Raw genomic sequence first — 23,771 nt, 5'->3', positions numbered from 1 at the left:
GGCGACGTGTTGAACTCTAGCGGATTCCCGGGCCAGCACAAAAACGCGTTTGCGCAGCGTGCTGCGGTGCACCCGACGGAGGACACGGTCAGGGGTCCCCCGGGGACATCCCGGAGTCATCTGCCGGACACCAGACCTAGACTCGATCACGTGCCCCACCTCGCTTCCCGGCCCCCTGCCCTCGCCCGTTTCGGCGACCGCGTCGCCACCGGTCTCCTGGACGTCACAAGCGACCCGGCCGCCCTGGACTCGGACGGCTTCTGGGCCGTCTGCGCGGACTTCGAGGGCAGCCTGACCTGCGCCCGCTTCGCGGACGTACGCGAGGAGCCGGTGTCCACGCCGGTGCCGGGCGGCTGGCGCGGCCCGGCGGTCGGGGAGTGGACCACCTCCCTGGACCGGCGGGCGTACACGGCGGGCGTCGACCGGATTCGCGAGCACATAGCGGCCGGCGAGGTCTACCAGGCCAACCTCTGCCGGGTCCTCACCGCGCCCGTGGCTCCCGACGCCGACGTGGACGCCCTGACCGCCGCCCTGGCCCGCGGCAACCCGGCGCCGTACGCGGGCACGATCCGGCTGCCGGAGCACGGCGTGGAGATCGCCACCGCCTCACCCGAGCTGTTCCTGCGCCGGGCGGGGCGGATCGTCGAGAGCGGCCCCATCAAGGGCACCGGGCGCACGGAGGCGGACCTCCTGGAGAAGGACTACGCCGAGAACGTGATGATCGTGGACCTGGTGCGCAACGACATCGGACGCGTGTGCGCGACCGGCACCGTGACCGTCCCCGACCTGTGCGCCGTCGAGAAGCACCCCGGCCTGGTCCACCTGGTCTCCACGGTCCGCGGCGAGCTGCGCGCCGATGCCGGCTGGCCGGAACTCCTCGCCGCGGCGTTCCCGCCCGGCTCGGTGACCGGCGCGCCGAAGTCGAGCGCCCTGCGGATCATCGAGGCCCTGGAGACCGCCCCGCGCGGGCCGTACTGCGGCGGAATCGGCTGGGTGGACGCCGACCGGGGCACGGGCGAGCTGGCCGTCGGCATCCGCACCTTCTGGATCGACCGGCCGGGCGACGGCACGGCGCTGCTGCGCTTCGGCACCGGCGCCGGCATCACCTGGGGGTCCGACCCCGAGGGGGAGTGGCGCGAGACCGAGCTGAAGGCGTCCCGGCTGCTCGCGGTAGCGTCGGGGTCGTACGAGGCGAGTGGAGGGGTGTGCGCATGAGGATCTGGCTGGACGGCGGGCTGCGGGACCTGGAATCCGCCCGTGTCTCCGTCCTCGACCACGGACTGACGGTCGGCGACGGCATCTTCGAGACCGTGAAGGCCACCGACGGGCGCCCCTTCGCCCTCACCCGGCACCTCGACCGGCTGACCCGCTCGGCCCGGGGCCTCGGCCTGCCCGACCCCGACCACGACGAGATCCGCGAGGCCTGCGCCGCCGTCCTGGCGGCCAATCCGATGCCGATCGGCCGGCTGCGGATCACCTACACCGGCGGCCACGGCCCGCTCGGCTCCGACCGCGGCGAGCACGGCCCGACCCTCGTGGTCGCCCTCGGCGAGACCACCCGCCGCCCGGACACCACCGCCGTGATCACGGTCCCCTGGACCCGCAACGAACGCGGCGCCCTGACCGGCCTGAAGACCACCTCGTACGCCGAGAACGTCGTCGCTCTCGCGCGTGCCCACGAACACGGCGCCTCCGAGGCGCTGTTCGGCAACACGGTGGGAGAGCTCTGCGAGGGCACCGGCTCCAACGTCTTCGTCGTCCTGGGCGGCGAGATCCACACCCCGCCCGTCGCCTCCGGCTGTCTGCCCGGCATCACCCGCGCCCTGGCGGTCGAGTGGACCGGCGCCCGGGAGACCGACCTGCCGCTCGACGTCCTTGAGCGCGCCGACGAGATCTTCCTGACCTCCACCCTGCGCGACGTCCAGGCCGTGCACCGCGTCGACGACCGCGAACTGCCCACGACCCCGGGTCCGGTGACCGCCAAGGCGATGCAGACCTTCGCCGAGCGCTCCGGCGACGACCTGGACCCCTGAGCAGGCGAAGGGGCATCGGCCGCCGGGTGCGGGTGCGCGGGAAATCGGGCTGACGCGGCGGTCGGGCCCGGGTAGAACACCTGTGATGACCACGACCCTGCGGCCGGTCGAGCCGCTTCAGCAGCATCCCGACGGCACCCGTTCGCGCCGCTACCAGGTGTGTGTGAACAGCCGCCCTGTCGGCGAGATCCACCTCCGTACCTCGCCGTCCCTCGGGGACACGGTGGCGAGCGTCGACGAGCTGTGGATCGCCGAGCCCGACCGGCGGCGCGGCCGGGCCACGGTGGCCGCGCTCGCCGCGGAGGAGGTGGCGCGCGGCTGGGGCTGTACCCAGATCGAGACCGTCGTCCCCGCCTCGGCGGACATCGCCCTGCGGTTGTTCGGGACCCTCGGCTACACCCTGCGCAACCGCCGCATGCGCAAGCCGCTCGGCACCGTCCCGCCCGGGCTGCCGCCGGGCAGCGCCGCGCGGCCCATGACGGAGGGCGAGTTCGCGGCGTGGCAGGAGCCCGAGAGGGAGCGGTACGCGCGCACGTGGAGCGAGCGTGGCGTCCCCGAGGCCGTCGCCCGCGACAAGGCGCGCCGCGACCACGAGCAGCTGCTGCCCCACGGGCTCGCCACCGACGGCATGCGCTTCAGCGTCCTGGAGCACGAAGGGGCCCGGGTGGGCATGCTGTGGCTGGCGCTCACGGACGACGGCGCGTTCGTGTACGGCGTCGAGACCGAGGCGGCCCACCGCGGCCGGGGCCACGGCCGTACGCTCATGCTGGTGGCGGAGCGCCAGGCGATCGAGGCCGGCCGGCCGGTCCTCGGCCTCAACGTGTTCGCGGGCAACACCCCGGCGGAGCGGCTGTACGAGTCGCTCGGCTACGAGACGACGTCCAGCGCCCTGGCCAAGCCTCTGCTGTAGGAGATGCCGGGGGCTCTAGCCCTGCTCGCCCCCGTCCAGCAGCCGGTCGGCGATCTCCTCGATGCGCTCGCGCAGGCCTTCCTGGCTCTTGCCGCCGTCGAGGCGTTCGCCGCCGATGACGTACGTCGGGGTGCCGGTCACCCCGATCGCCTTGCCCTCGGCCTGGTCGGCGTCCACGATCAGGATGTGCCGGCCGTCGATCAGCGCCGTGTCGAACTCCTCGGCGTCCAGCCCGAGTTCACCGGCCACCTCGACCAGGAAGGGTTCTCCCCCACGGTCCAGCTCCTCGACCCGTCCCAGCACGGCCTCCACGTACGGCCAGCCCTGACCCTGCGCCAGCGCCTCCTCGGCGGCCTGGGCCGCGGCGAAGGAGTGCTTGTGCTTCTCCAGCGGGAAGTGCCGCAGCCGCAGTTCCAGCCGGTCGCCGTAGCGGGCGCGCAGGGCGCGGACGTCGTCCAGGGCGGTACGGCAGTCGGGGCACTGAAGCTCGCACCAGACGTCGAGGATGACGGCGTCGGCGCGTGCGGGGGAGGAGTCGCTCATGCCGCCCAGTCTTCCAGGCCGGGCCCGGCCGACCCAATCGGGACCGTACGGCGCCTCAGGGGAGCCGGGCTGTGCGGCACCCCAGGAGGAGACGACCCGGAGATGTCCCTGATGTCCACTGCGGGCATGGCATCGGGGGCACGGGACGGTGCAGGATGGAAGGGACGAAGCGCGCCGGCCCGGCGTGCCGCGTTCTTCGCGTACCTCGCGTTCGTCGTGGGTCCGCGTCGACTGAGCTGTCGGCACCGGCAGCGTCGAGCCTTCCACCCGACCGAGCCCGCCAGGAGGACCGGATGATTGCCGAGACCGTCTGCTCCGCCGCGTCCGCGGCGGGCCTGGGCATCGCCGTGGTCACGGCCTATCGCAAGCGCTTCCTGGCGGCGGCGCGCATCGCGGCCTACTCACTGGTGCCGATCGGCCTGGTGATGACCGGGATCGTCGGCTGGCTCGCCGACACCGCCTTCAGCCCTGTCGCCTGGGCGGGCTTCGGGGTGCTGGGTGCCGCCTGGGTGATCTTCGCGGGCACGCGCGCCGTCGAGCGCCGGCGCGGCGGTGGTGCCACCCGGGCCGAGCGCAGAGCGGCCCGCGGCGGCGCGACGGACGCGGTCGCCCCTGCGGCCTCCGCCCCGTCCCTGGGCCAGGGGACCCGGCAGGCGACCGGATCAGCCACCGCCTCGCGCGCCACCGGCTCCGCCGAGGACTTCAGCGACATCGAGGCCATCCTCAAGAAGCACGGCATATGACGGCCGCATGACGGTCGTGGCGGCATAAGGGCACGTCGGGCCGCCGGGACCGAAATGACACAGTGCGGCGTGGCCGCGTCCGGATCCGTTCACAAAACGAAGCAAGTCGGCCGGGACGGCGCGGAATGCGGCAACTCCCGCATCCAGGTGGCATGTTGATCGCGTGCGGTGCCTCTCCTGCGCCATGATCTGCCGCGAGATGCTGGACACGACACAGAGCGAGGCCGCGCCGCCACCGAAGGACGAGCCGCGCGGGTGCCTCTTCGCCCTATCCCAGCCACCGCTGATGATCTTCCTTGCGGTGATCGGGTGTCTGATCCTCATGGCTGCGCTGCACGACCTGCTGTTGCTGTGAGCCGTACGCGTCCGTCCCGGCGCCACCCGCCGGGACCGACGTCGCCCCGGACCCGCCGGGCATCTCGCCTGCGCACGGCGAGCGGGTGCCTCGCGGCTGGTGTCAGCCCGTCGCCTCCTTGCGCCGGGCGCGGTAGGCGGCCACGTGCAGCCGGTTTCCGCAGGTGCGGCTGTCGCAGTAGCGGCGCGAGCGGTTGCGGGACAGGTCGACGAAGGCGCGCCGGCAGTCCGGCGCCTCACAGCGCCGCAGTCGCTCCTGCTCCCCGGCCACCACGAAGAAGGCGAACGCCATCCCGCAGTCGGCGGCGAGATGGTCGGACACGGAGGCGCCCGGCGCGAAGTAGTGCACATGCCAGTCGTAGCCGTCGTGGTCCGTCAGGCGCGGGGTGGTGCCGGCCGCTGCGACCAGGTCGTTGATCAAACCTGCGGCGGACCGGGGATCCGGGGCTGCGAAGATCGCCGCGAAGCGCCCGCGCACCCGGCGCACCGCCGACAGATCGAAGTCCGACAGCACACCGACATCGCTGATTTCGTGGTTTCGTACGAAGTCGGCGAGAGCCGCGACATCGGGCAGTCCGTCCGCCGCCGCGTCGTCCTCCGGCGCGGTGTTCACCAGATCGACCGCGGTGTCGAGGGCCCGCCGGGTGTCGTGGGTGATCAGCACGTTTCGCTCCCTGGCCTGGGGGGTCGGGTGACGCCCGCCGATGCTGGCCGATGGTAGCGACATCCGTGCCACGCGCACCGGCCCCCGCCCGATTCGGCATGCCGGGACAACGCCCGCGCGCCCGACAGGGTTCCCGGCCCCGGCCCGCCCTGTCCGAGTGGGGCGAGGGGGGCAGGAGGAGCGGGGGGCGGGGGCGGACACACGCGCCGACGCCGCCCCGTGAACGCTCACGGTGACGGCGCCGGGCTGTGCCGTATGCGGTTGTCCTGGCCCGAGCCGTCTCCCCGAGTGGACGGCGCCGGGCTGCTTTCGATGGCCGCGGCCTAGCTTTCCGCCAGGATGTGCGACAGCTCCTGATCCAGGTCGAAGTGCCGGTGTTCCGTGCCGGGCGGCACGGCGGCGTCGGTTCGCTTCAGGAAGGACTCCAGGGCCCGCGCCGGGGCTTCTAGCAGGGCCTCCCCCTCCGGGGAGCTGAGGGCGATGCACACGACGCCCTGACCATGACTGCGCGATGGCCAGACGCGGACGTCGCCGGTCCCGGTGGGCCGGTGCAACCCTTCGGCGAGGAGGTCGCGGGCGAACACCCACTCGACGGTTTCCTCGGCTCCGGTGTGGAAGGTGGCGTGCACGGCGTAGGGGTCGGCCGTGTCGTACCGCAGGCCTGCGGGGACAGGCAGGGAGGACTCGCTCGACACAACGAGGCGCAGGTGCAGCTCGCAGCTGACCGTGGTGTTCATAAGCGCCAGGGCCTTTCGCTCAGTGTGCGCTCGGGGATTCGCACGTCGGCGAAATCGACATGCCACCTACGGTGCCGTTGTAAACCCCTCTGAGCGTTTTGCGTGTCTTTACGTAACTCTTCCGGCCGAGAACTCTTACCTGACCTACGACCATTTCAGTGACGGGATTCACTCGGGTAGGGTTTGTCCGTATGAATACGGGGAGTGACGAGTCGGCCGAGACCTCTGTGGCACCGGATGAGGTGCGCACCGGCCCGCGGACGACGGGGCGGGGCGCCGGAGAGCCGGTCGGCGACGGGCTCGGATCCCGGGCGCCGGAATTCGTCAAGGCCCGCCCGGTCCTGCATGTGAGCTGGCAGGTCGGCGTCTTCGTGATCGGCCTCGCGGTCGTCGTGGCCGGCGTCGTCATGCTGCCGCTGCCAGGACCCGGCTGGGTGGTGATCTTCGCCGGCATGGCGATCTGGGCGACCGAGTTCGTCTGGGCCCAGCTCGTGCTCCGCTGGACCAAACGCAAGGTCACCGAGGCGGCCCAGCGGGCCCTCGACCCCAGGGTGCGCCGTCGCAACATCACGCTGACCGCGGTGGGACTCTCGATCGTCGTCGCGCTGGCCGGCGTCTACCTGGGGAAGTGCGGCCTCGTCGTGCCATGGAAGATCGACCAGGAGTGAGCGGGCTCGTCGCCCCGGGCGTCCGCCGGCCCGTCCCCTGGTCGGAGGCACCCCCTGACATGGGGTAATGTTCTTCCTGCGCCCGGGCGATTAGCTCAGTGGGAGAGCGCTTCGTTCACACCGAAGAGGTCACTGGTTCGAACCCAGTATCGCCCACCCGGACCGACGGCCCACCTGCCGAACAGCAGGTGGGCCGTCGGCGTATGCACCCACGTCTGTGCCCACGCCTGTGTCGGCGTCTGTTCCCACGCCCGGCGGGGACCGGTGCGCTGCGGCCGGGGAGGCGGAGAGGCGATGAGGCGGGGACGGGGAAAGGAAGGGTCGAGGACCGGCGCGTTTTGCCGGACCGGCAACAAGCCTCGTGCGCGGCAGGAGGTTCACAGGAGCATCGGGGGAGGCGCCACAACGGCGACCGAGGCGCCGCGACGGGCCTCGCCCCACCCCGCTGACCCCTAGCCTCCCGGAGCCGTCATGCCCCAACTCCCCGTCCCCGCCTCCGCTCCGACCCACCGCCTCGTCTCCTCACCGGCGGGCCGCGTTCACCTCGTGGAGCAGGGGCGAGGGCCACTGGTGCTGCTGGTGCACGGGTTCCCGGAGTCCTGGTACTCCTGGCGCCACCAGCTGCCGGCGCTGGCCGCCGCGGGCTACCGCGCCGTGGCCGTCGACGTCCGCGGCTATGGCCGCTCCTCCGCACCGGCGGCCGTGGACGCGTACCGGATGCTCGACCTGGTCGCGGACAACGTCGCCGTGGTGGAGGCCCTGGGGGAGCGGTCCGCCGTGGTCGTCGGCCACGACTGGGGCGCGACGATCGCCGCAACCTCCGCCCTGACCAGGCCCGATGTGTTCCGTGCCGTGGCCCTGCTGGGAGTGCCGTACACCCCGCCCGGCGGTCCACGCCCCAGCGAGGTCTTCGCGCGGATGGCCGGGAACGGTGGCGGTGTCGGTGACGGTGACAGCGGCGGTCACGAAGTCGGTATCGGGAGCGGTGGCGACAAGGGTTCCGGCGGGGACGGCGAGGGCGGCGGTACCGGCGCCCTCGCCGTGGGCGACCGGGGTGGCGTCGGTGGCGCCAGCGGTGACCTCGACCTCGTGTCGACGGGTGACCGTGCGGCGACCGGTACCCGTCGTGCCGCGAGCGGCGACCGTGCAACGACCGGCATCGGCCCGGGAACCGGCGCTGACCGTGGCACCGGGGTCGAGAAGGGCGGCGCGCGCGACGGCGCGGCTGGGCGGCCGGGCGCCGGAGCCGACGAGACCGGGAGGCCTGCGCAATCGGCAGGCCCCGCAGGTGAGTTGGTGCCGCACGACGAGTTCTACGTCTCGTACTTCCAGCGGCCCGGCCGGGCGGAATCGGAGATCGAGCCCGATGTGCGCGGGTGGCTCGCGGGTTTCTACACGGCCCTGTCCGCCGACAGCATGCCCGGACCCGGCGCTCCCGACCCGCACTTCGTCACCCGTGGCGGCACCCTGCGCGAGCGCTTCCCCGCAGGTCGGCGGCCGGCCTGGCTGCGCGAGCGTGATCTCGACGTCCTGGCCGGGGAGTTCGAGCGGACGGGGCTGACCGGGGCGCTGAACCGATACCGGAACATGGACCGGGACTGGGCCGACCTGGCCGGTTACGCGGGTGCGCCGATCACTCAGCCGTCGCTGTTCATCGGCGGTGCCCTGGACGCCTCGCTCGCCTGGCTGGCGGACGCGGTCACGGCGTACCCCGAGACCCTGCCCGGCCTGCTCGGCTCGCACATCCTCGACGGGTGCGGCCACTTCGTCCAGCAGGAGCGCCCCGAGGAGACCAACCGCATCCTCCTCGACTGGCTCGCGGCCCTGCCCGTCTGATCCCACGCCGCGCCGGGGGAGCCGGGGGGAGGGGAGGGGGAGGGGGGAGACGAGGACGCCTCCCGATCGGGCCAGTTCTCGGCCCGTCGTCTCCCGCCCGTGCCGCCTCTTCGCCGGGCCATCGCCCGGCAGGGCTGCCTCCCGCCCAGCCACCCCGACGCCCTCCCAGTCCCGCTGTCTCCCGGCCGTGCCGGCTCCCGGTCGGGCCGCCCCGCCACCCCGCCCGAAGATCAAGGTCAAGACGGACTTTCAGACGTATGCGTACTTCTGGGAGAAGTTCCAGGCCCAGACCGCCGGCGGAAATCCACCGGACGTATTCCAGAACGCCGTCAATTTTCTTCGGAAGTACGACAAGCGCGGAATTCTTCTCGACCTCAACTCCCAGGCGAAAGCTGGCAATCTGAGCCTGGTTCACTTCCGGCACGGCGACACGAAGGTCGGCCAGGGCGACGGCAAGCGGCTCGGAATTCCAGTCGGTTCCAACACCATGGCGCTCGTCGTCGACGAGAAGGTGTTCCGGAAGGCGGGCGTCGAACCGCACGCCGGCTGGACCTGGGACGACTACTTCAAGGCCTTGAAGACGATCCACGACAGGACGAGGATTCCGGGGGCGCCGGCTGCTTCACCATCATGTACCTGTACGACCTCCACCTCCGGCAGAACGGCAAGGCCTTCCACACCAAGGACGGACTCGGCTTCGACCGGGCCGATCTGACAGAGTGGCGCCCACCGGGAGGACCGGACGTTCGCGCTCACGGACGCCGCGGGAAAGGACGTCCCCGTCCAGACCTGGCCGCTCGCCTACTGGCCCGACGGTTCGCTCACGTGGACGGCCCACGCAGTGAGTTGGGGCAGCGGCAAGCTCATGCTGACCACCGGGACGCCCGCCGCCCCCGGCCAGAAGGCCACCGCGAGGATCGGCAGGAACGGCTCGACCCTGATCAAGTCCGTCACCCGGGGTGCGACGGAGATCGCCCGCGACGGGCGCCTCGTCCTCCTCCGCCGGCCCGGGGACGAGGGCGAGGACGAGGACGAGGACCAGGGCACCGTGCGGACCGAGCGGTTCGCCGGCACCATCGGCGAGGTCACCGTCGAGCAGGACGGCCCCGTCCGAGCCGTCGTCCCCGCCGACGGCAACCACCTCAAGGGAAAGCGCAGTTGGCTGGTTCTCCCTCCGCCTGGACGCCTACGCCGCCGTACAGACCGGGGACGCGGCCCTCGCCCGGCGTGCCTGGAGCAAGTGCTACGGCTCCGACGGCTGCACCGAGTCCTCGCCGTGGCGGACCGAGAAGCTGACCGGGCCGGTCACCCTGGTGGAGGGGAGCGAAGCGGTCCGGGTGTCCGGCAACGACGTGGCGCTCTACGGCCTCGCGGCCATCGAGAACCCGGCGCTGCTCGGGGACAGGATGCCCGGATAACAGGGCTGGGTGAGCGCCGTCGCACGGGCGGCGGCGCTCGCCCCCCGAGTCTGCCCCGCCGCACGAGGCGGCGCATGAGTACGCGTACTCGGACCGGAGCGCCCCGGCGGGCAGACTCCCCCCATGGACTGGAACCGCTACCGCTTCCTCACCCTGTGGTCCCTGCCCGCCCCGCCGGCGGCCGTCTACGCCGTGCTGGAGCGGCCCGAGGACTATCCCCGCTGGTGGCCGCAGGTACGGACGGTGGCTCGGCTCGACGACCGTACCGGCGTGTTCACCATCCGGTCCGTGCTGCCGTACGCCATGAACGTCACCGCACGCGAGACACGCCGTGACCAGGCCGCCGGGGTCCTGGAGATCGCGATGTCCGGCGACCTCGACGGCTGGGCCCGCTGGACGCTCACCGCCGACGGCTCCGGCACGCTCGCCCGCTACGACCAGGTGGTCGGCGTGAACAAGCCCCTGCTGCGGCGCCTCGCCGTCCCCGGCCGCCCGGTCTTCCGCGTCAACCACCGGCTGATGATGGCCGCCGGACGACGGGGACTGCTGAGGTATCTCGAAGCGGTTTGAAGGATCCGCGTCTCGGCCTGTATTGTTCAGTGCGTTCCCGGGCGATTAGCTCAGTGGGAGAGCGCTTCGTTCACACCGAAGAGGTCACTGGTTCGAACCCAGTATCGCCCACCGGGAGAAGGCCGGTCCGCAGCAGCGGACCGGTCTTTCGCGTGCTCCGGGCGCTCATGCCGCCGCCGGCAGCTCCGGCCGCAGGGGCCAGTCCGTACTGACGATCTCCGGCGAGCCGCTGCGCGCGAACCACGCCTGGAGGCCACGGGCCTGGGCCGCGTGCCAGTTGGCCTGGAGGGTGTGCAGCTCGGCGGGGGACAGGCGCTCCAGCCGGGTCGCGAAACGGCGGCCCACCGCCCGTACGACGTCCAGCGCGGCCAGTGCGTCCGCCGCCGCGTCGTGCGCGCCCTCCAGCGTCACGTCGTAGTGCGCGCACAGGTCGGTCAGCGTGCGGCGGCCCTTGCGGTACCGGTCCAGGTGCTTGTCCAGCACCCGTGGGTCCAGGACCCTGAGCGGCACCGACTCGAACCAGCGGTCCAGCGACGACGCCCGGTGCCGGCGCAACTCCCGGTCCAGCAGCGTCAGATCGAAGGGCGCGTTCATCACCACCAGCGGACGGCCCATCGCCGCGTGCTCCGCCAGCTGCTCGGCTATCTCGTACATCACCGGCGCCGGCCAGCGGCCGTTGCGCTGGAGGTGCTCCTCCGTCAGCCCGTGCACCGCCGTCGCCGCCTCCGGGACCGGCACCCCCGGGTTCACCAGCCACCGGGACATCCGGGGCCGGGTGCCCGGGGCGTCCTGGACGACGACTGCGGCCGACACGATCCGGTCGGTCTCGACGTCCACACCCGTCGTCTCCGTGTCGAAGGCCGCGAGGGGCCCTTCGTACCAGGTCGTCATCCGAACCCAACTCCTCGTTCACCTACCGCAGATGACGTTCCGTCTTCTGCCTGTTTGGTGATACCCGGGCTGTTTGCGCCGTACGCCGCGAGGAGACAACAGGAGTACGGGTCTTTGCAGTTCAGCGGCCCGCAGCGGAGACACTCATTGCTTGGAAGGCTGTTGGTCATGGCCATAGCGCAGCCCGAGCGGGGCGGGCTGCTGCCCGATCGCCCGGGCACCGTCCGCGGCACGCTCGCCACCACCGCCTGCATGGAGACCCTGCAGGTCGGCTATCTGCACGCGGTCGCCGCCGCGGCGGGATGCTCGCTGTCCCAGCCCTTCCCGGACAACGGCATCGACTGGCACGTCAGCCACAGCGCGCCCGGACACACCGTCGACGACGAGGTCACCATCAAGGTGCAGCTGAAGTGCACCTACCAGATCCCGCCGAACCCGCCGGGCCGCTCCTTCTCCTTCACCCTCGACAACGACCATCTGCGCAAGCTCGCCCGCACACCCGTCTCGGTGCACAAGATCCTGGTCGTGATGCTCGTCCCGCGCTCCCAGGACGACTGGCTGCGCGCCAGTCACGACCGGCTCGACCTGCGGCACTGCTGCTACTGGGTCAACCTCGCCGGCCACCCGGTCACCGGCCGGCACCGGACCACCGTGCGGATCCCGACTTCGCGCATCTTCGACGACCGGGCGCTGTGCGAGATCATGACGCGGGTCGGGACGGGAGGCAGACCATGAGGAGCCGTCCGTACGAGGAGCTGCCGCGCCAGGTCCGGCCGCATCCCGACGACCTCGCCCGGCAGCAGCCACCCGACCCCGCCCGGGTCGACCCGGCGGTGCTCGGCGCGTTGCTGCGCCGGCACGGCTGGCAGCGGCGCGGCGGAGCACCGGGGCGCTACGGCCGCTGGACCCCGCCCGGACCGGGCGCCGGCGCGACCAGCCTGCTGGTGCCGGAGAGCCGCGCCTTCCCCGACAGCGACGACCTGCTCGGCGAGGCCCTCGACGCGCTCGCCCGCAGCGAGACGCCTGCGGCGCGCGAGGTGCTGATCTCCCTCGCCCTGCCCAGCGACGAGATCCGCTGGTGGCGCGACGCCCCGGCCGGGCCGGCCGGCGCCGCGCCCTGGAACGCCGACGAGCAACTGCGCGGCGCCGCACGGCAGATGCTGCTCGCCGCCGCGCTCGCCACGCGCGCGCGTGCCGGCTATCACGGCGCCCGTCACCGCCGCGCGGCCGCCGCCCTGCTGGAACACGTCCTCGTCGGGCCCGCCGCCGAGGGCCGCACCCTCACCGCCTTCGCGCCCGTCCCGGCCGGCCGGCCCCTTGCCGTCCGCCTCCACCAGGCGCTGTACGCCGCCCGCGAGGCCATCGACTACCAGCGGGCCACCGGCGGCATGGACGCCTTCGACGGCGCCGTCGAGGCCGGGGTCAGCCGCGAGCTGACCGAGGCGCTCGCCATGCTGGTCCGGGGCACCGAGGGCGCCCGGATCGCCGTCGCCTGGTCGCCGGGCGCCGGTGTCCCGGAGGGCTGCGCCCCCGCCGCCGAACCCGTCGAGTTCTCCCCGGGCGATCTGCCCGTGCTGCGCGAGGCCGCCGCCCGCTATCTGCGCGAGGAACCCTCCGTGCCGGTCCGGATCACCGGGGCCGTGGTCCGCATGCGCCGCTCCGGCCCCGGCGGCGAGGGCACCGTACGGCTGCGCGTCCTCGCCGGCGCCGAGGTCCCGCACCTCCGCGTCACGCTGGACGAGGAGGACTACCGCATCGCCGGCCACGCCCATCTCGTCGGCCTGCCGGTGCGCGTGCACGGGCGGCTGGAGCGCCGGGGCGGCTTCCGCCGGCTCACCGGAGCCTCGGGGGTCGTCCCCGTCCAGGTCGACGAGGCCGAGCGCGACCGGCTGATGAAGGCCCTCCAGGAGAATCTCGACTTCTTCGAGGAGGCCTGCGGGGAGGGGGGACCGGGAGAGTACGGGGACGGGGACTGAGGGTGACCGTTTAGCGGTCGGTACGGTCGGGTCGGTACGATCGCCTGTGCGCGCGCTCCTGGTATGGCGCCGCACCCACCTTCAGTCAGGAGAGACCGGTGTCAGACGTCCGTGTGATCATCCAACGCGATTCCGAGCGGGAAGAACGCGTGGTGACGACGGGCACTACGGCCGCCGACCTCTTCGCGGGCGAGCGCTCGATCATCGCCGCGCGCGTGGCCGGCGAGCTGAAGGATCTCGCCTACGCGGTCCAGGACGGCGAGACCGTCGAGGCCGTCGAGATCGCCTCCGAGGACGGTCTGAACATCCTGCGCCACTCGACCGCGCACGTCATGGCGCAGGCCGTGCAGGAGATCTTCCCCGAGGCGAAGCTGGGCATCGGCCCGCCCGTCAAGGACGGCTTCTACTACGACTTCGACGTCGAGAAGCCGTTCACGCCCGAGGATCTCAAGGCCATCGAGAAGAAGATGCAGGAGATCCAGAAGCGCGGGCAGAAGTTCGCCCGCCGCGTGGTGACCGACGAGGCCGCCCGCGAGGAGCTGGCGCACGAGCCGTACAAGCTGGAGCTGATCGGCCTCAAGGGCTCCGCGTCCAGCGACGACGGCGCGGACGTCGAGGTCGGCGCCGGTGAGCTGACGATCTACGACAACCTGGACGCCAAGACCGGCGAGCTGTGCTGGAAGGACCTCTGCCGCGGTCCGCACCTGCCCTCCACCCGCCTCATCCCGGCGTTCAAGCTGATGCGCAACGCGGCCGCCTACTGGCGCGGCAGCGAGAAGAACCCGATGCTCCAGCGCATCTACGGCACCGCCTGGCCGTCCAAGGACGAGCTGAAGGCGTACCTGGACTTCCTCGCCGAGGCCGAGAAGCGCGACCACCGCAAGCTCGGCTCCGAGCTGGACCTCTTCTCCATCCCCGAGCAGATCGGCTCCGGCCTCGCCGTCTTCCACCCCAAGGGCGGCATCGTCCGCCGCACGATGGAGGACTACTCGCGCCGCCGCCACGAGGAGGAGGGCTACGAGTTCGTCTACACCCCGCATGCCACGAAGGGGAAGCTCTTCGAGACGTCCGGACACCTGGACTGGTACGCCGAGGGCATGTACCCCCCCATGCAGCTCGACGAGGGCGTGGACTACTACCTCAAGCCCATGAACTGCCCGATGCACAACCTGATCTTCGACGCGCGCGGCCGCTCCTACCGCGAACTGCCGCTGCGCCTCTTCGAGTTCGGGACCGTGTACCGGTACGAGAAGTCGGGCGTCGTGCACGGCCTCACCCGTGCCCGCGGCTTCACGCAGGACGACGCGCACATCTACTGCACCCGTGAGCAGATGTCCGAGGAACTGGACAAGACGCTCACCTTCGTCCTCGGCCTGCTGCGCGACTACGGCCTGACCGACTTCTACCTGGAGCTGTCCACCAAGGACCCGGAGAAGTTCGTCGGCACCGACGAGGTCTGGGAGGAGGCGACCGAGACGCTGCGCCAGGTCGCCGAGAAGCAGGGCCTGCCCCTCGTCCCCGACCCGGGCGGCGCCGCCTTCTACGGCCCGAAGATCTCCGTCCAGGCCAAGGACGCGATCGGCCGGACCTGGCAGATGTCGACCATCCAGCTCGACTTCAACCTGCCCGAGCGCTTCAACCTGGAGTACACGGGCCCGGACGGCTCCAAGCAGCGCCCGGTCATGATCCACCGCGCCCTGTTCGGCTCCATCGAGCGGTTCTTCGCGGTGCTCCTGGAGCACTACGCGGGCGCCTTCCCGGCGTGGCTGGCCCCGGTCCAGGCGCTCGGCATCCCGATCGGTGACGCCCACGTCGAGTACCTGGAGAAGTTCGCGGCGGCGGCCCGCAGGAAGGGTCTGCGCGTCGAGGTGGACTCCTCCTCGGACCGGATGCAGAAGAAAATCCGCAACGCCCAGAAGCAGAAGGTGCCCTTCATGGTCATCGCGGGCGACGAGGACATGTCGAACAACTCGGTGTCCTTCCGCTACCGCGACGGCTCGCAGGAGAACGGCATCCCGTTCGACGAGGCCATCGCGAAGATCGCCCAGGTCGTCGAGGAGCGGGCTCAGGTCTGATCCGGCATCCGCCGCGCACGAAGGCCCCCGGGGAGCTTCACCGCCCCGGGGGCCTTTCGTCGCCCTCCCGGGAGAAGGACCGCATCAGCCAGGACGAGAACGACCCTGTCACCGCGCCGAGCAGGGCGAGGCCGCCGGCCATCATCACCATCGCGATCAGCCGGCCGAAGAAGGTCACCGGCACCACGTCGCCGTAGCCGACCGTGCTGAGCGTCGAGGCGGCCCACCAGACGGCGTCCCCGAAGGTGTGCATGGTGGTGCCGGGCTTCCCGCGTTCCACCTGGTAGACCGCGAGGGCACCGGCGAAGCCGAGCAGCAGGGCGGACAGCCCGGCGTACGAGATCACCCGCGCGTACAGCGAGAGCCGCGGCTGTCCCGACCGGTGCAGGACCGCTTCGTACAGCGGGACGATCCGCAGCGGGCGCAACAGCGGCAGGACGAGCACCAGAGTGTGCAGCACATGCGCCGGCACGAAGCGCAGTCCCTGCCCGCTGAGCCGCCAGTGCACCGCGTAGTCCACGGCGGACACCGCCCAGAGCGCGAGCAGCAGGTACGTGCTCAGGTGCCGCCAGAACACGGGCAGGTCCGTGGCCAGGACGCGCGTGGCGTACAGGGCCAGGAAGACCAGCGCCGCCACGAAGAGAGGGATCTCGGTGCGCTGCTCCCAGCGCGCCGCACGGCTGTCGTCGTCCACCGGCCCAGCTTGGCCGGACGGCGTCTCCCGGCTGCCCCGGCGACACGCCGGGAACGGGCGAAGCCATATGCTGCATGGCATGACGAGTGAGCCGGAGCTGCAGATCGGGGTGGGGACGCAGGACGCGTTCCAGCGTTTGTGGACGCCCCACCGGATGGCGTACATCCAGGGCGAGAACAAGCCGACCGGCCCGGGGGAGGGCGACGGCTGCCCGTTCTGCTCGCTCCCGGCGAAGTCCGACGAGGACGGGCTGATCGTCCGGCGCGGTGAGCACGTGTACGCCGTGCTCAACCTCTACCCGTACAACGGCGGCCATCTGATGACCGTGCCGTACCGGCACGTGGCCGACTACACCGAGCTGACCGGCGCGGAGACCGCCGAGCTGGCCGAGCTGACCAAGCAGGCGATGACGGCGCTGCGCACCGCGTCCGGCGCGCACGGCTTCAACATCGGTATGAACCAGGGCACGGTCGCGGGCGCCGGTATCGCCGCCCACCTGCACCAGCACATCGTCCCGCGCTGGGGCGGCGACACGAACTTCATGCCGGTCGTCGGCCACACGAAGGTGCTGCCGCAGCTGCTCGCCGACACCAGGAAGATGCTGGCGGAGGCCTGGCCGACGGTCTGACCCTGCGGGTGCCCCTCCTCCGGCCTCCGCACGGCGGAGAAGGGGCGCATCCTCACGCGTCGTACGTGTCGGCCTTCTTGGGCGAGGCATCCTGCACCGACCCGCTCAGGGCGCCCGCCCTGGAGCTGAACTTGTCGACGTCGACGTCATGTTCCGCGAGCACCCTGATCACGGCCCGGTGCACCGCGCGGAGGATCGGGGTGGCCGCGCGCAGGGCGTCGTCGGCCATGAAGCGGTGCCGCCAGGGCTGATCGGCCCAGGCGTGCCGCAGACCGAAGGGCTCCGGCAGACCGATGGAGCCGCCGAGCCACTTCAGCAGCGGCGGGTACCAGCCGATGGCGGCCCGCGCGGCGAGCCGCACCACCTCGTCGGCGGTGACCAGCGGCAGCTTGATCGTCCGGGTCTCCCAGAACTTCACGGTCTTCGCGACCTTCTTGACGGGCGCCTCGGGCTTGCCCCTGAACAGGCCGTTGACCGGGCCGAGAGCGTGTCCGGTGACCTCGATCCGCAGGGTCTCCTTCAGCACGGTCACCGTGATCATCATGGTGAGGATCAGGTCGCCGCTCCACAGATGGGGCCACTGTATGCCCAGGTAGTGGCGGTCGCCGCTGTCGAACTGCTGGTTGTTGCAGATGTCCTCGACGGCCTTCGGCTTGACCTGGTAGGCCTCGACGTCCGTCCCCTCGGGCCGGGACACCGCCTTGGCGCCCTCGCCGACGTGCGTGACGATCCAGTGCTTCACCTGCGGCTTGGGGAAGCCGCCGGTCTTCAGGTGCTGCCGGTCCAGCACGCTCAGCTCGTCGTGGATCGCCCGGACGACCGTCCAGCTGCGGAACTCGTGGATGCCCTTGACCGCGTCGAGGGGGACCAGCTCCTCCGCGAGATGCCAGGAGCCCCAGCGGGTGCCCATGCCGAGGATGCCCTTCGGACCGGCGTAGAAGACCGAGTTGGACTGCTGCTCGGCGCTGAGCCGGGCCAGGGACTGCCGCAGCTGCTCGGCCGCGGCCTGGTCCGGGCTGGTCGGCACCGCCTCGGGGACCTTCGCGCCGACGCTGCCGCCGGAGAGCAGATCGCCCCAGCGCTCGCGCAGATCCTGCGCGGTCCCCTCGCAGATCCGCTTGGCCAGGAACCAGCCGGCGACGGGGATCACGGCGCAGCCGCGCGCGTACCACTGCCAGAAGCCGGTGAACGGCGTCCGGATCAGGAAGATCACCGTGCCGATACCGACGACGGCCAGCAGGAGCGTGCCGAGGCCCGAGACCCGCTTGTCGTCGTTCTTCAGCATCAGGGCCCGGAGCTGGAAGACGAGCAGCCACACCAGCAGGCCGGGCAGGAAGAGCAGGCCGCACAGCACCATGAGGGCGGTCAGCTTCGTGTCCCGCTCCCGGCGGATGCGGTTGGCCGCGAGGCAGTGCTCGACGACCACCTGCGGCTCGCAGCCGAAGGACTGGATGAGCGGCTTCCTGTCGACGCCCAGCATGCGGTCGATCACCGCCTGGGCGTACGCCTCACCGAAGTTGGGCCGGAAGATCTTCGCCCATGAGCGGTGCTCGGTGACCGTCGACTGGTGCCATTCGTTGTCGGCCTTCTTGATCTCCTCCATCGGCGTGTCCCGGTACGCCGCCGAGGCCAGGGCGAAGGTCGGAGCCTGCTCACCGCCGCCCGGCCTGGGCACCTGTGGCCCGAAGAAGTCCTCGAAGCTCATTCCCGCCCCCACTTGCCGCCGCCCCGCTCCTGCGGCCTTCCCGACTTCCGTACTCCGCACACCTGTTGATCAGGTCATCAGCGTATCCCCAGCCACCGACATACGGGGGCGGACGGCCGAAGCCGTCCGCCCGATCGGGGTGCGTCCCGCCGTGAACTACACCGTCTCGTCCGCCAGTTCGCGGATCCGCTCGGCGACCTGCGGCGGCATCGGCTCGTGCCGGACGTAGCTCCGGTCGAAGCGGGCCGTGCCGTGGGAGAGCGAGCGCAGGTCGACGGCGTACCGGCCGATCTCGAACTCGGGCACCTCGGCCCGGATCAGGGTCCGCCCGGCGCCGACCTGCTCGGTGCCGAGCACCCGGCCGCGCCGGCTCGACAGGTCGCTCATCACCGCGCCCACGTAGTCGTCGCCGACCAGCACCGACACCTCGGCCACCGGCTCCAGCAGATGGATCCTGGTGTCGGCCGCGGCCTCCCGCAGCGCGAGCGCGCCCGCCGTCTGGAAGGCGGCGTCGGAGGAGTCCACCGAGTGCGCCTTGCCGTCCAGCAGCGTGATCCGCACGTCCACCAGCGGATATCCGGCGGCGACGCCCTTGGCGGCCTGCGCCCGTACGCCCTTCTCGACGGACGGGATGAACTGGCGCGGTACGGCACCGCCGACCACCTTGTCCACGAACTCGATGCCCGAGCCGCCGGGCAGCGGCTCCACCTCGATCTCGCAGATCGCGTACTGCCCGTGCCCGCCGGACTGCTTCACGTGCCGGCCGCGCCCGGACGCCTTGTGCGCGAACGTCTCCCGGAGGGAGACCCGGTGCGGGACGACGTCGACCTGGACGCCGTAGCGGTTGCGCAGCCGCTCCAGGGCCACGTCCGCGTGGGCCTCGCCCAAGCACCACAGGACCACCTGGTGGGTGTCCTGGTTCTGCTCCAGACGCATCGTCGGATCCTCGGCGACCAGCCGGGAAAGGCCCTGGGAGAGCTTGTCCTCGTCGGGCTTGCTGTGTGCCTGGATGGCGAGCGGCAGCAGCGGGTCGGGCATCCGCCAGGGCTCCATCAGCAGCGGGTCGTCCTTCGCGGAGAGCGTGTCCCCGGTCTCGGCGCGGCCCAGCTTGGCCACGCACACCAGGTCACCGGCGACGGCGTGGGTCACCGGTCGCTGCTGCTTGCCGAAGGGCATGGACAGGGCGCCGACCTTCTCGTCGACATCGTGGTCCTCGTGCCCGCGGTCAGCCAGCCCGTGCCCGGAGACGTGCACCGTCTGGTCGGGGCGCAGGGTGCCGGAGAAGACGCGGACGAGGGAGACGCGGCCGACGTAGGGGTCGGAGGCGGTCTTGACGACCTCGGCGACCAGGGGGCCGTCGGTGTCGCACGGCTTCAGCTCGCGTCGTTTGCCGTCGATGCTGCTGACCTCGGGCAGCGCGTGCTCGAACGGAGTCGGACAGCCGCCGGTGACCAGCTCCAGCAGCTCGACCGTGCCCAGTCCCTGCTTCGCGCCCTCGGCGGCGGGGGCGGCCGCCAGGACGGGGAAGAACGAGCCGCGGGCGACGGCCCGCTCCAGGTCCTCGATCAGGGTCTTGACGTCGATCCGCTCACCGCCGAGATAGCGGTCCATGAGGGTCTCGTCCTCGCTCTCGGCGATGATCCCCTCGATGAGCCGGTTGCGGGCCTCCTCGATGTCCGGCAGCTGGTCCGCGCCGGGTTCGGACTCCTTGCGCTCCCCGGTCGTGTAGTCGAACAGCTTCTGCGTCAGCAGCCCGACCAGCCCGGTCACGGGCGCGTGCCCGTCGGGTCCCTCCGGGCCGCGCAGCGGCGTGTAGAGCGGGAGCACGGCGTCGGGGTCGTCCCCGCCGAAGGCCTCCGCGCAGGTCCGGGTCATGTCCTCGAAGTCCGCGCGCGCGGACTCCAGGTGCGTGATCACGATCGCGCGGGGCATGCCGACGGCCGCACACTCCTCCCAGACCATCCGGGTCGCGCCGTCCACCCCGTCCGAGGCCGAGACGACGAAGAGGGCCGCGTCCGCCGCCCGCAGACCGGCCCGCAGCTCCCCGACGAAGTCGGCGTACCCGGGGGTGTCGAGGAGGTTGATCTTGATGCCGTTCCATTCGACGGGCACCAGCGAGAGCTGTACGGAGCGTTGCTGCCGGTGCTCGATCTCGTCGTAGTCCGAGACGGTGCCGCCGTCCTCGACGCGGCCCGCCCGGTTCACCGCCCCCGCGGTCAGTGCGAGGGCCTCCACCAGGGTCGTCTTCCCCGAACCGGAGTGGCCGACCAGCACCACGTTCCGTACAGACGCGGGCCGGTCGGCCTCAAGAGCCCTGCCGGCGGCCCCGGGGTGGTGTGCTTGTGCCTTGTCGCCCATGATCCTGCCTCCCGTGCACGGTGAGGTCACTGTGGGCGCGGACACGCGGGATCCGCGTGTGGTGGCGGCTCCGGCGACGCCCGCGGTTATTCGAGCTTTCCACTCCCGTCACGCTGCGTCCATACGAAGGACGGCCGCGGCCGCCGTTCGCGCCACGCACGCCCGCGCGCGGCGGCGTACGCCGGTTCACGCCACGGGCTGCGGGTGCCCGCCCGCCACGCACGCGCGCGCGTGACTACGATGGGCCAGCCGGAGGCCACCAGGGCCGCGGCGACACCGACCGTCGGGAAGGCCATGCTGAACAAGTACGCGCGTGCATTCTTCACGCGTGTCCTCACACCGTTCGCCGCGTTTCTCATCCGGCGGGGGGTGAGCCCCGACACGGTCACGCTCATCGGCACGGCCGGCGTGGTGGCGGGCGCGCTGGTCTTCTACCCCAGGGGCGAGTTCTTCTGGGGCACGGTCGTCATCACCCTGTTCGTCTTCTCCGACCTGGTCGACGGGAACATGGCCCGCCAGCTGGGCCGCACCAGCCGCTGGGGCGCCTTCCTGGACTCCACCCTGGACCGGGTCGCCGACGGCGCGATCTTCGGCGGCTTCGCGCTCTGGTACGCGGGCAACGGGAACAACAACGTCCTGTGCGCCGTCTCGATCTTCTGCCTGGCCAGCGGCCAGGTGGTGTCGTACACCAAGGCGCGCGGCGAGTCGATCGGGCTGCCGGTCGCCGTCAACGGGCTGGTCGAGCGCGCCGAGCGGCTGGTGATCTCGCTGGTCGCGGCCGGTCTCGCGGGCCTGCACACGTTCGGTGTGCCGGGCATCCAGTGGCTGCTGCCGGTCGCCCTGTGGATCGTCGCCGCCGGCAGCCTGGTCACCCTGATCCAGCGGGTCGTCACCGTCCGCCGCGAGTCCGCCGAGGCGGAGGCGGCGGCCGGGCGCGACACCAGCGAGGCGGCGAAGTGAGCACCGCCGACCGGCTCAGCGACGCGCTGTACGGCCTCGGCTGGAGCACCGTCAAGAAGCTCCCCGAACCGGCCGCGGTCCGGCTCGGCCGCGCCATCGCCGACCTCACCTGGAAGCGGCGCGGCAAGGGCGTCCAGCGGCTGGAGAGCAACTACGCGCGCGTGGTGCCCGGCGCCTCGCCCGAGCGCCTCGCCGAGCTGTCCCGCGCGGGCATGCGTTCGTACCTGCGCTACTGGATGGAGTCCTTCCGGCTGCCGGCCTGGAGCCGCGAGCGGGTGCGCAGCGGGTTCGACCCCAAGGACATCCACCACCTCACCGACGGCCTCGCCTCCGGCCAGGGCGTGGTCCTCGCGCTGCCGCACATGGCCAACTACGACCTGGCCGGCGCCTGGGTCACCACAAAGCTGGAGACGCCGTTCACGACGGTCGCCGAGCGGCTGAAGCCCGAGACGCTCTACGACCGTTTCGTCGCCTACCGCGAGGGCCTCGGCATGGAGGTCCTGCCGCACAGCGGCGGCTCGGCCTTCGGCACCCTGGCCCGGCGGCTGCGCGACGGCGGCCTGGTCTGCCTGGTCGCCGACCGTGACCTGTCCGCCTCCGGCGTCGAGGTCGACTTCTTCGGCGAGCGGACCCGGATGCCCGCGGGCCCGGCCCTGCTCGCCCAGCAGACCGGCGCGCTGCTGCTGCCGGTCACCCTCTGGTACGACGACTCGCCGATCATGAAGGGGCAGGTGCATCCCCCGATAGAGGTACCCGAGTCAGGCACGCGCGCGGAGAAGACGTCTGTGATGACACAGGCGCTGGCCGACGCCTTCGCCACCGGGATCGCCGACCATCCGGAGGACTGGCACATGCTCCAGCGCTTGTGGCTCGCCGACCTCGACCCGGCGAAGGGGCCGTCGTGAGAATCGGGATCGTCTGCCCGTACTCCTGGGACGTGCCCGGGGGCGTCCAGTTCCACATCCGCGACCTCGCCGAGTACTTCATCCGGCTCGGCCACGAGGTGTCCGTCCTCGCCCCGGCCGACGACGACACCCCGCTGCCGCCGTACGTCGTCTCGGCCGGCCGCGCGGTCCCGGTGCCGTACAACGGCTCCGTGGCCCGGCTGAACTTCGGTTTCCTGTCGGCGGCGCGCGTACGGCGCTGGCTGCACGAGGGCAACTTCGACGTGGTCCACATCCACGAACCGACCTCGCCCTCGCTCGGGCTGCTGACCTGCTGGGCGGCGCAGGGCCCGATCGTCGCGACCTTCCACACCTCCAACCCGCGCTCGCGCGCGATGATCGCCGCGTACTCCATCCTGCAGGCCGCGCTGGAGAAGATCAGCGCGCGCATCGCGGTCAGCGAGTACGCCCGGCGCACCCTGGTCGAGCACCTCGGCGGGGACGCGGTGGTCATCCCGAACGGCGTCGACGTGGACTTCTTCGCCAAGGCCGAGCCGAAACCGGAGTGGCAGGGCGACACGATCGGCTTCATCGGCCGCATCGACGAGCCCCGCAAGGGCCTGCCGGTCCTGATGAAGGCCCTGCCGGGCATCCTGGCGGCCCGCCCGCAGACCCGCCTGCTCGTCGCCGGGCGGGGCGACGAGGAAGCGGCCGTTGCGGACCTCCCGAAGGAGGCACGCGCGCGCGTGGAGTTCCTCGGCATGGTCAGCGACGTGGACAAGGCGCGTCTCCTGCGCAGTGTCGACCTGTACGTCGCGCCGAACACCGGGGGTGAGAGCTTCGGCATCATCCTGGTCGAGGCGATGTCGGCGGGCGCCCCCGTCCTCGCCTCCGACCTGGACGCCTTCGTCCAGGTCCTCGACCAGGGCGCGGCGGGCGAGGTCTTCGCCAACGAGAACGCCGGCGCGCTCGCCGAGACGGCGGTACGGCTGCTGTCGGACCCGGCCAGGCTGGCGGAGCTGCGCGCGCGGGGCAGCGCCCACGTCCGGCGTTTCGACTGGTCGACGGTCGGTGCGGACATCCTGTCGGTGTACGAGACCGTGGCGGCCGGTGCGGCTGCGGTT

Annotated in this window: 23 protein-coding genes, 2 tRNA genes and 2 pseudogenes; 20 read left to right on the top strand and 7 right to left on the bottom strand. The window is 71.8% G+C overall.

Annotation, left to right across the window (positions count from 1 at the left end; translation table 11 throughout):
- The first annotated feature begins 150 nt into the window (after positions 1 to 150).
- The 3 genes from BIV25_RS40255 to BIV25_RS40245 all read left to right on the top strand — a co-directional run bounded on the left by BIV25_RS40255 (position 151) and on the right by BIV25_RS40245 (position 2,943).
- Entirely contained in the window at positions 151 to 1,215 is a 1,065-nt protein-coding gene (locus tag BIV25_RS40255; RefSeq protein WP_071377527.1) for a chorismate-binding protein, read from the top strand.
- Positions 1,212 to 2,033, top strand: a complete 822-nt coding sequence (locus BIV25_RS40250) for an aminotransferase class IV (protein WP_071377526.1) — start codon at positions 1,212 to 1,214, stop codon at positions 2,031 to 2,033. The genes BIV25_RS40255 and BIV25_RS40250 overlap by 4 nt, the downstream gene beginning before the upstream one ends.
- A gap of 85 nt (positions 2,034 to 2,118) precedes the next feature.
- On the top strand, positions 2,119 to 2,943 hold the full coding sequence (locus BIV25_RS40245; RefSeq protein WP_071377525.1) for a GNAT family N-acetyltransferase: 825 nt from the start codon (positions 2,119 to 2,121) through the stop codon (positions 2,941 to 2,943).
- A 15-nt stretch (positions 2,944 to 2,958) separates the two neighbouring features.
- Here the strand turns inward: BIV25_RS40245 and BIV25_RS40240 are convergent, their stop codons facing one another.
- A complete protein-coding gene (locus BIV25_RS40240; RefSeq protein WP_071377524.1) occupies positions 2,959 to 3,486 on the bottom strand; it encodes a DsbA family protein in 528 nt (175 codons plus the stop codon).
- A gap of 293 nt (positions 3,487 to 3,779) precedes the next feature.
- Here BIV25_RS40240 and BIV25_RS40235 point away from each other — a divergent pair, with 293 nt between their 5' ends.
- Together BIV25_RS40235 and BIV25_RS51740 are read left to right on the top strand one after the other, a co-directional pair.
- Positions 3,780 to 4,229, top strand: a complete 450-nt coding sequence (locus BIV25_RS40235; RefSeq protein ID WP_071377523.1) for a hypothetical protein — start codon at positions 3,780 to 3,782, stop codon at positions 4,227 to 4,229.
- A 199-nt stretch (positions 4,230 to 4,428) separates the two neighbouring features.
- Positions 4,429 to 4,584, top strand: coding sequence for a hypothetical protein (locus tag BIV25_RS51740; protein WP_177235594.1), 156 nt, complete (start codon positions 4,429 to 4,431; stop codon positions 4,582 to 4,584).
- A gap of 102 nt (positions 4,585 to 4,686) precedes the next feature.
- Here the strand turns inward: BIV25_RS51740 and BIV25_RS40230 are convergent, their stop codons facing one another.
- Together BIV25_RS40230 and BIV25_RS40225 are read right to left on the bottom strand one after the other, a co-directional pair.
- Positions 4,687 to 5,247: a CGNR zinc finger domain-containing protein gene (locus tag BIV25_RS40230; protein ID WP_071377522.1), complete on the bottom strand. Its 561-nt coding sequence runs from the start codon at positions 5,245 to 5,247 to the stop codon at positions 4,687 to 4,689.
- Between the two features lie 323 nt (positions 5,248 to 5,570).
- Positions 5,571 to 5,984: an SsgA family sporulation/cell division regulator gene (locus tag BIV25_RS40225; RefSeq protein ID WP_004002642.1), complete on the bottom strand. Its 414-nt coding sequence runs from the start codon at positions 5,982 to 5,984 to the stop codon at positions 5,571 to 5,573.
- Positions 5,985 to 6,175: 191 nt separating this feature from the next.
- Between BIV25_RS40225 and BIV25_RS40220 the strand changes: the two genes are divergently transcribed.
- The 8 genes and pseudogenes from BIV25_RS40220 to BIV25_RS40190 all read left to right on the top strand — a co-directional run bounded on the left by BIV25_RS40220 (position 6,176) and on the right by BIV25_RS40190 (position 10,587).
- Complete coding sequence (locus tag BIV25_RS40220; RefSeq protein WP_071377521.1) at positions 6,176 to 6,652, top strand: TIGR02611 family protein; 477 nt, start codon at positions 6,176 to 6,178, stop codon at positions 6,650 to 6,652.
- 84 nt (positions 6,653 to 6,736) lie between these two features.
- A tRNA-Val gene (locus tag BIV25_RS40215) sits at positions 6,737 to 6,808 on the top strand.
- Between the two features lie 315 nt (positions 6,809 to 7,123).
- Positions 7,124 to 8,488, top strand: coding sequence for an alpha/beta fold hydrolase (locus BIV25_RS54785; protein WP_371273127.1), 1,365 nt, complete (start codon positions 7,124 to 7,126; stop codon positions 8,486 to 8,488).
- Positions 8,489 to 8,711: 223 nt separating this feature from the next.
- Positions 8,712 to 9,211: pseudogene (locus BIV25_RS40200) on the top strand (ABC transporter substrate-binding protein); the annotation flags it as partial.
- Positions 9,210 to 9,693, top strand: a pseudogene (locus tag BIV25_RS53745) (Tat pathway signal sequence domain protein); the annotation flags it as partial. The pseudogenes BIV25_RS40200 and BIV25_RS53745, both read left to right, overlap by 2 nt.
- Positions 9,667 to 9,906 (top strand): hypothetical protein, encoded by a 240-nt coding sequence (locus tag BIV25_RS53740; RefSeq protein WP_256257125.1) that lies wholly within the window; start codon positions 9,667 to 9,669, stop codon positions 9,904 to 9,906. The pseudogene BIV25_RS53745 and the gene BIV25_RS53740, both read left to right, overlap by 27 nt.
- A 123-nt stretch (positions 9,907 to 10,029) precedes the next feature.
- On the top strand, positions 10,030 to 10,476 hold the full coding sequence (locus tag BIV25_RS40195) for an SRPBCC family protein (RefSeq protein ID WP_071377520.1): 447 nt from the start codon (positions 10,030 to 10,032) through the stop codon (positions 10,474 to 10,476).
- 39 nt (positions 10,477 to 10,515) lie between these two features.
- Positions 10,516 to 10,587: transfer RNA gene (locus BIV25_RS40190), tRNA-Val, on the top strand.
- Positions 10,588 to 10,641: 54 nt separating this feature from the next.
- Here BIV25_RS40190 and BIV25_RS40185 read toward each other — a convergent pair.
- A complete protein-coding gene (locus BIV25_RS40185; RefSeq protein ID WP_071377519.1) occupies positions 10,642 to 11,367 on the bottom strand; it encodes a 3'-5' exonuclease in 726 nt (241 codons plus the stop codon).
- 168 nt (positions 11,368 to 11,535) lie between these two features.
- Between BIV25_RS40185 and BIV25_RS40180 the strand changes: the two genes are divergently transcribed.
- The 3 genes from BIV25_RS40180 (at position 11,536) to thrS (ending at position 15,418) form a co-directional block, all read left to right on the top strand.
- Positions 11,536 to 12,102: a DUF4365 domain-containing protein gene (locus tag BIV25_RS40180; protein WP_071377518.1), complete on the top strand. Its 567-nt coding sequence runs from the start codon at positions 11,536 to 11,538 to the stop codon at positions 12,100 to 12,102.
- Positions 12,099 to 13,343, top strand: coding sequence for a hypothetical protein (locus BIV25_RS40175; protein WP_071377517.1), 1,245 nt, complete (start codon positions 12,099 to 12,101; stop codon positions 13,341 to 13,343). The genes BIV25_RS40180 and BIV25_RS40175 overlap by 4 nt, the downstream gene beginning before the upstream one ends.
- A gap of 98 nt (positions 13,344 to 13,441) precedes the next feature.
- The gene (gene thrS / locus BIV25_RS40170; RefSeq protein ID WP_071377516.1) at positions 13,442 to 15,418 is read left to right on the top strand and encodes a threonine--tRNA ligase; all 1,977 of its coding nucleotides are present in this window, start codon (positions 13,442 to 13,444) and stop codon (positions 15,416 to 15,418) included.
- A gap of 37 nt (positions 15,419 to 15,455) precedes the next feature.
- Here the strand turns inward: thrS and BIV25_RS40165 are convergent, their stop codons facing one another.
- Positions 15,456 to 16,112, bottom strand: coding sequence for a potassium channel family protein (locus BIV25_RS40165; RefSeq protein WP_071377515.1), 657 nt, complete (start codon positions 16,110 to 16,112; stop codon positions 15,456 to 15,458).
- Positions 16,113 to 16,179: 67 nt separating this feature from the next.
- Here BIV25_RS40165 and BIV25_RS40160 point away from each other — a divergent pair, with 67 nt between their 5' ends.
- Positions 16,180 to 16,740: an HIT domain-containing protein gene (locus BIV25_RS40160; RefSeq protein ID WP_071377514.1), complete on the top strand. Its 561-nt coding sequence runs from the start codon at positions 16,180 to 16,182 to the stop codon at positions 16,738 to 16,740.
- Between the two features lie 52 nt (positions 16,741 to 16,792).
- Here BIV25_RS40160 and BIV25_RS40155 read toward each other — a convergent pair whose 3' ends face one another.
- Both BIV25_RS40155 and BIV25_RS40150 read right to left on the bottom strand, forming a co-directional pair.
- Positions 16,793 to 18,445, bottom strand: a complete 1,653-nt coding sequence (locus BIV25_RS40155) for a hypothetical protein (protein WP_071377513.1) — start codon at positions 18,443 to 18,445, stop codon at positions 16,793 to 16,795.
- Between the two features lie 156 nt (positions 18,446 to 18,601).
- Positions 18,602 to 20,803 (bottom strand): elongation factor G-like protein EF-G2, encoded by a 2,202-nt coding sequence (locus BIV25_RS40150; protein WP_071377512.1) that lies wholly within the window; start codon positions 20,801 to 20,803, stop codon positions 18,602 to 18,604.
- 240 nt (positions 20,804 to 21,043) lie between these two features.
- Between BIV25_RS40150 and pgsA the strand changes: the two genes are divergently transcribed.
- The 3 genes from pgsA to BIV25_RS40130 all read left to right on the top strand — a co-directional run.
- Positions 21,044 to 21,763, top strand: coding sequence for a phosphatidylinositol phosphate synthase (pgsA, locus tag BIV25_RS40140; RefSeq protein ID WP_079177198.1), 720 nt, complete (start codon positions 21,044 to 21,046; stop codon positions 21,761 to 21,763).
- The gene (locus BIV25_RS40135; RefSeq protein WP_071377509.1) at positions 21,760 to 22,668 is read left to right on the top strand and encodes a phosphatidylinositol mannoside acyltransferase; all 909 of its coding nucleotides are present in this window, start codon (positions 21,760 to 21,762) and stop codon (positions 22,666 to 22,668) included. The genes pgsA and BIV25_RS40135 overlap by 4 nt, the downstream gene beginning before the upstream one ends.
- The coding region (locus BIV25_RS40130) for a glycosyltransferase family 4 protein (protein WP_071377508.1) at positions 22,665 to 23,771 on the top strand (1,107 nt) is incomplete at its 3' end. The genes BIV25_RS40135 and BIV25_RS40130, both read left to right, overlap by 4 nt.

Origin of the sequence: Streptomyces sp. MUSC 14 (assembly GCF_001866675.1) — a bacterium.
Lineage (GTDB): Bacteria > Actinomycetota > Actinomycetes > Streptomycetales > Streptomycetaceae > Streptomyces.
Note: the sequence above shows the minus strand (reverse complement) of the source record. Positions and strands in the feature narration are given on the sequence as shown.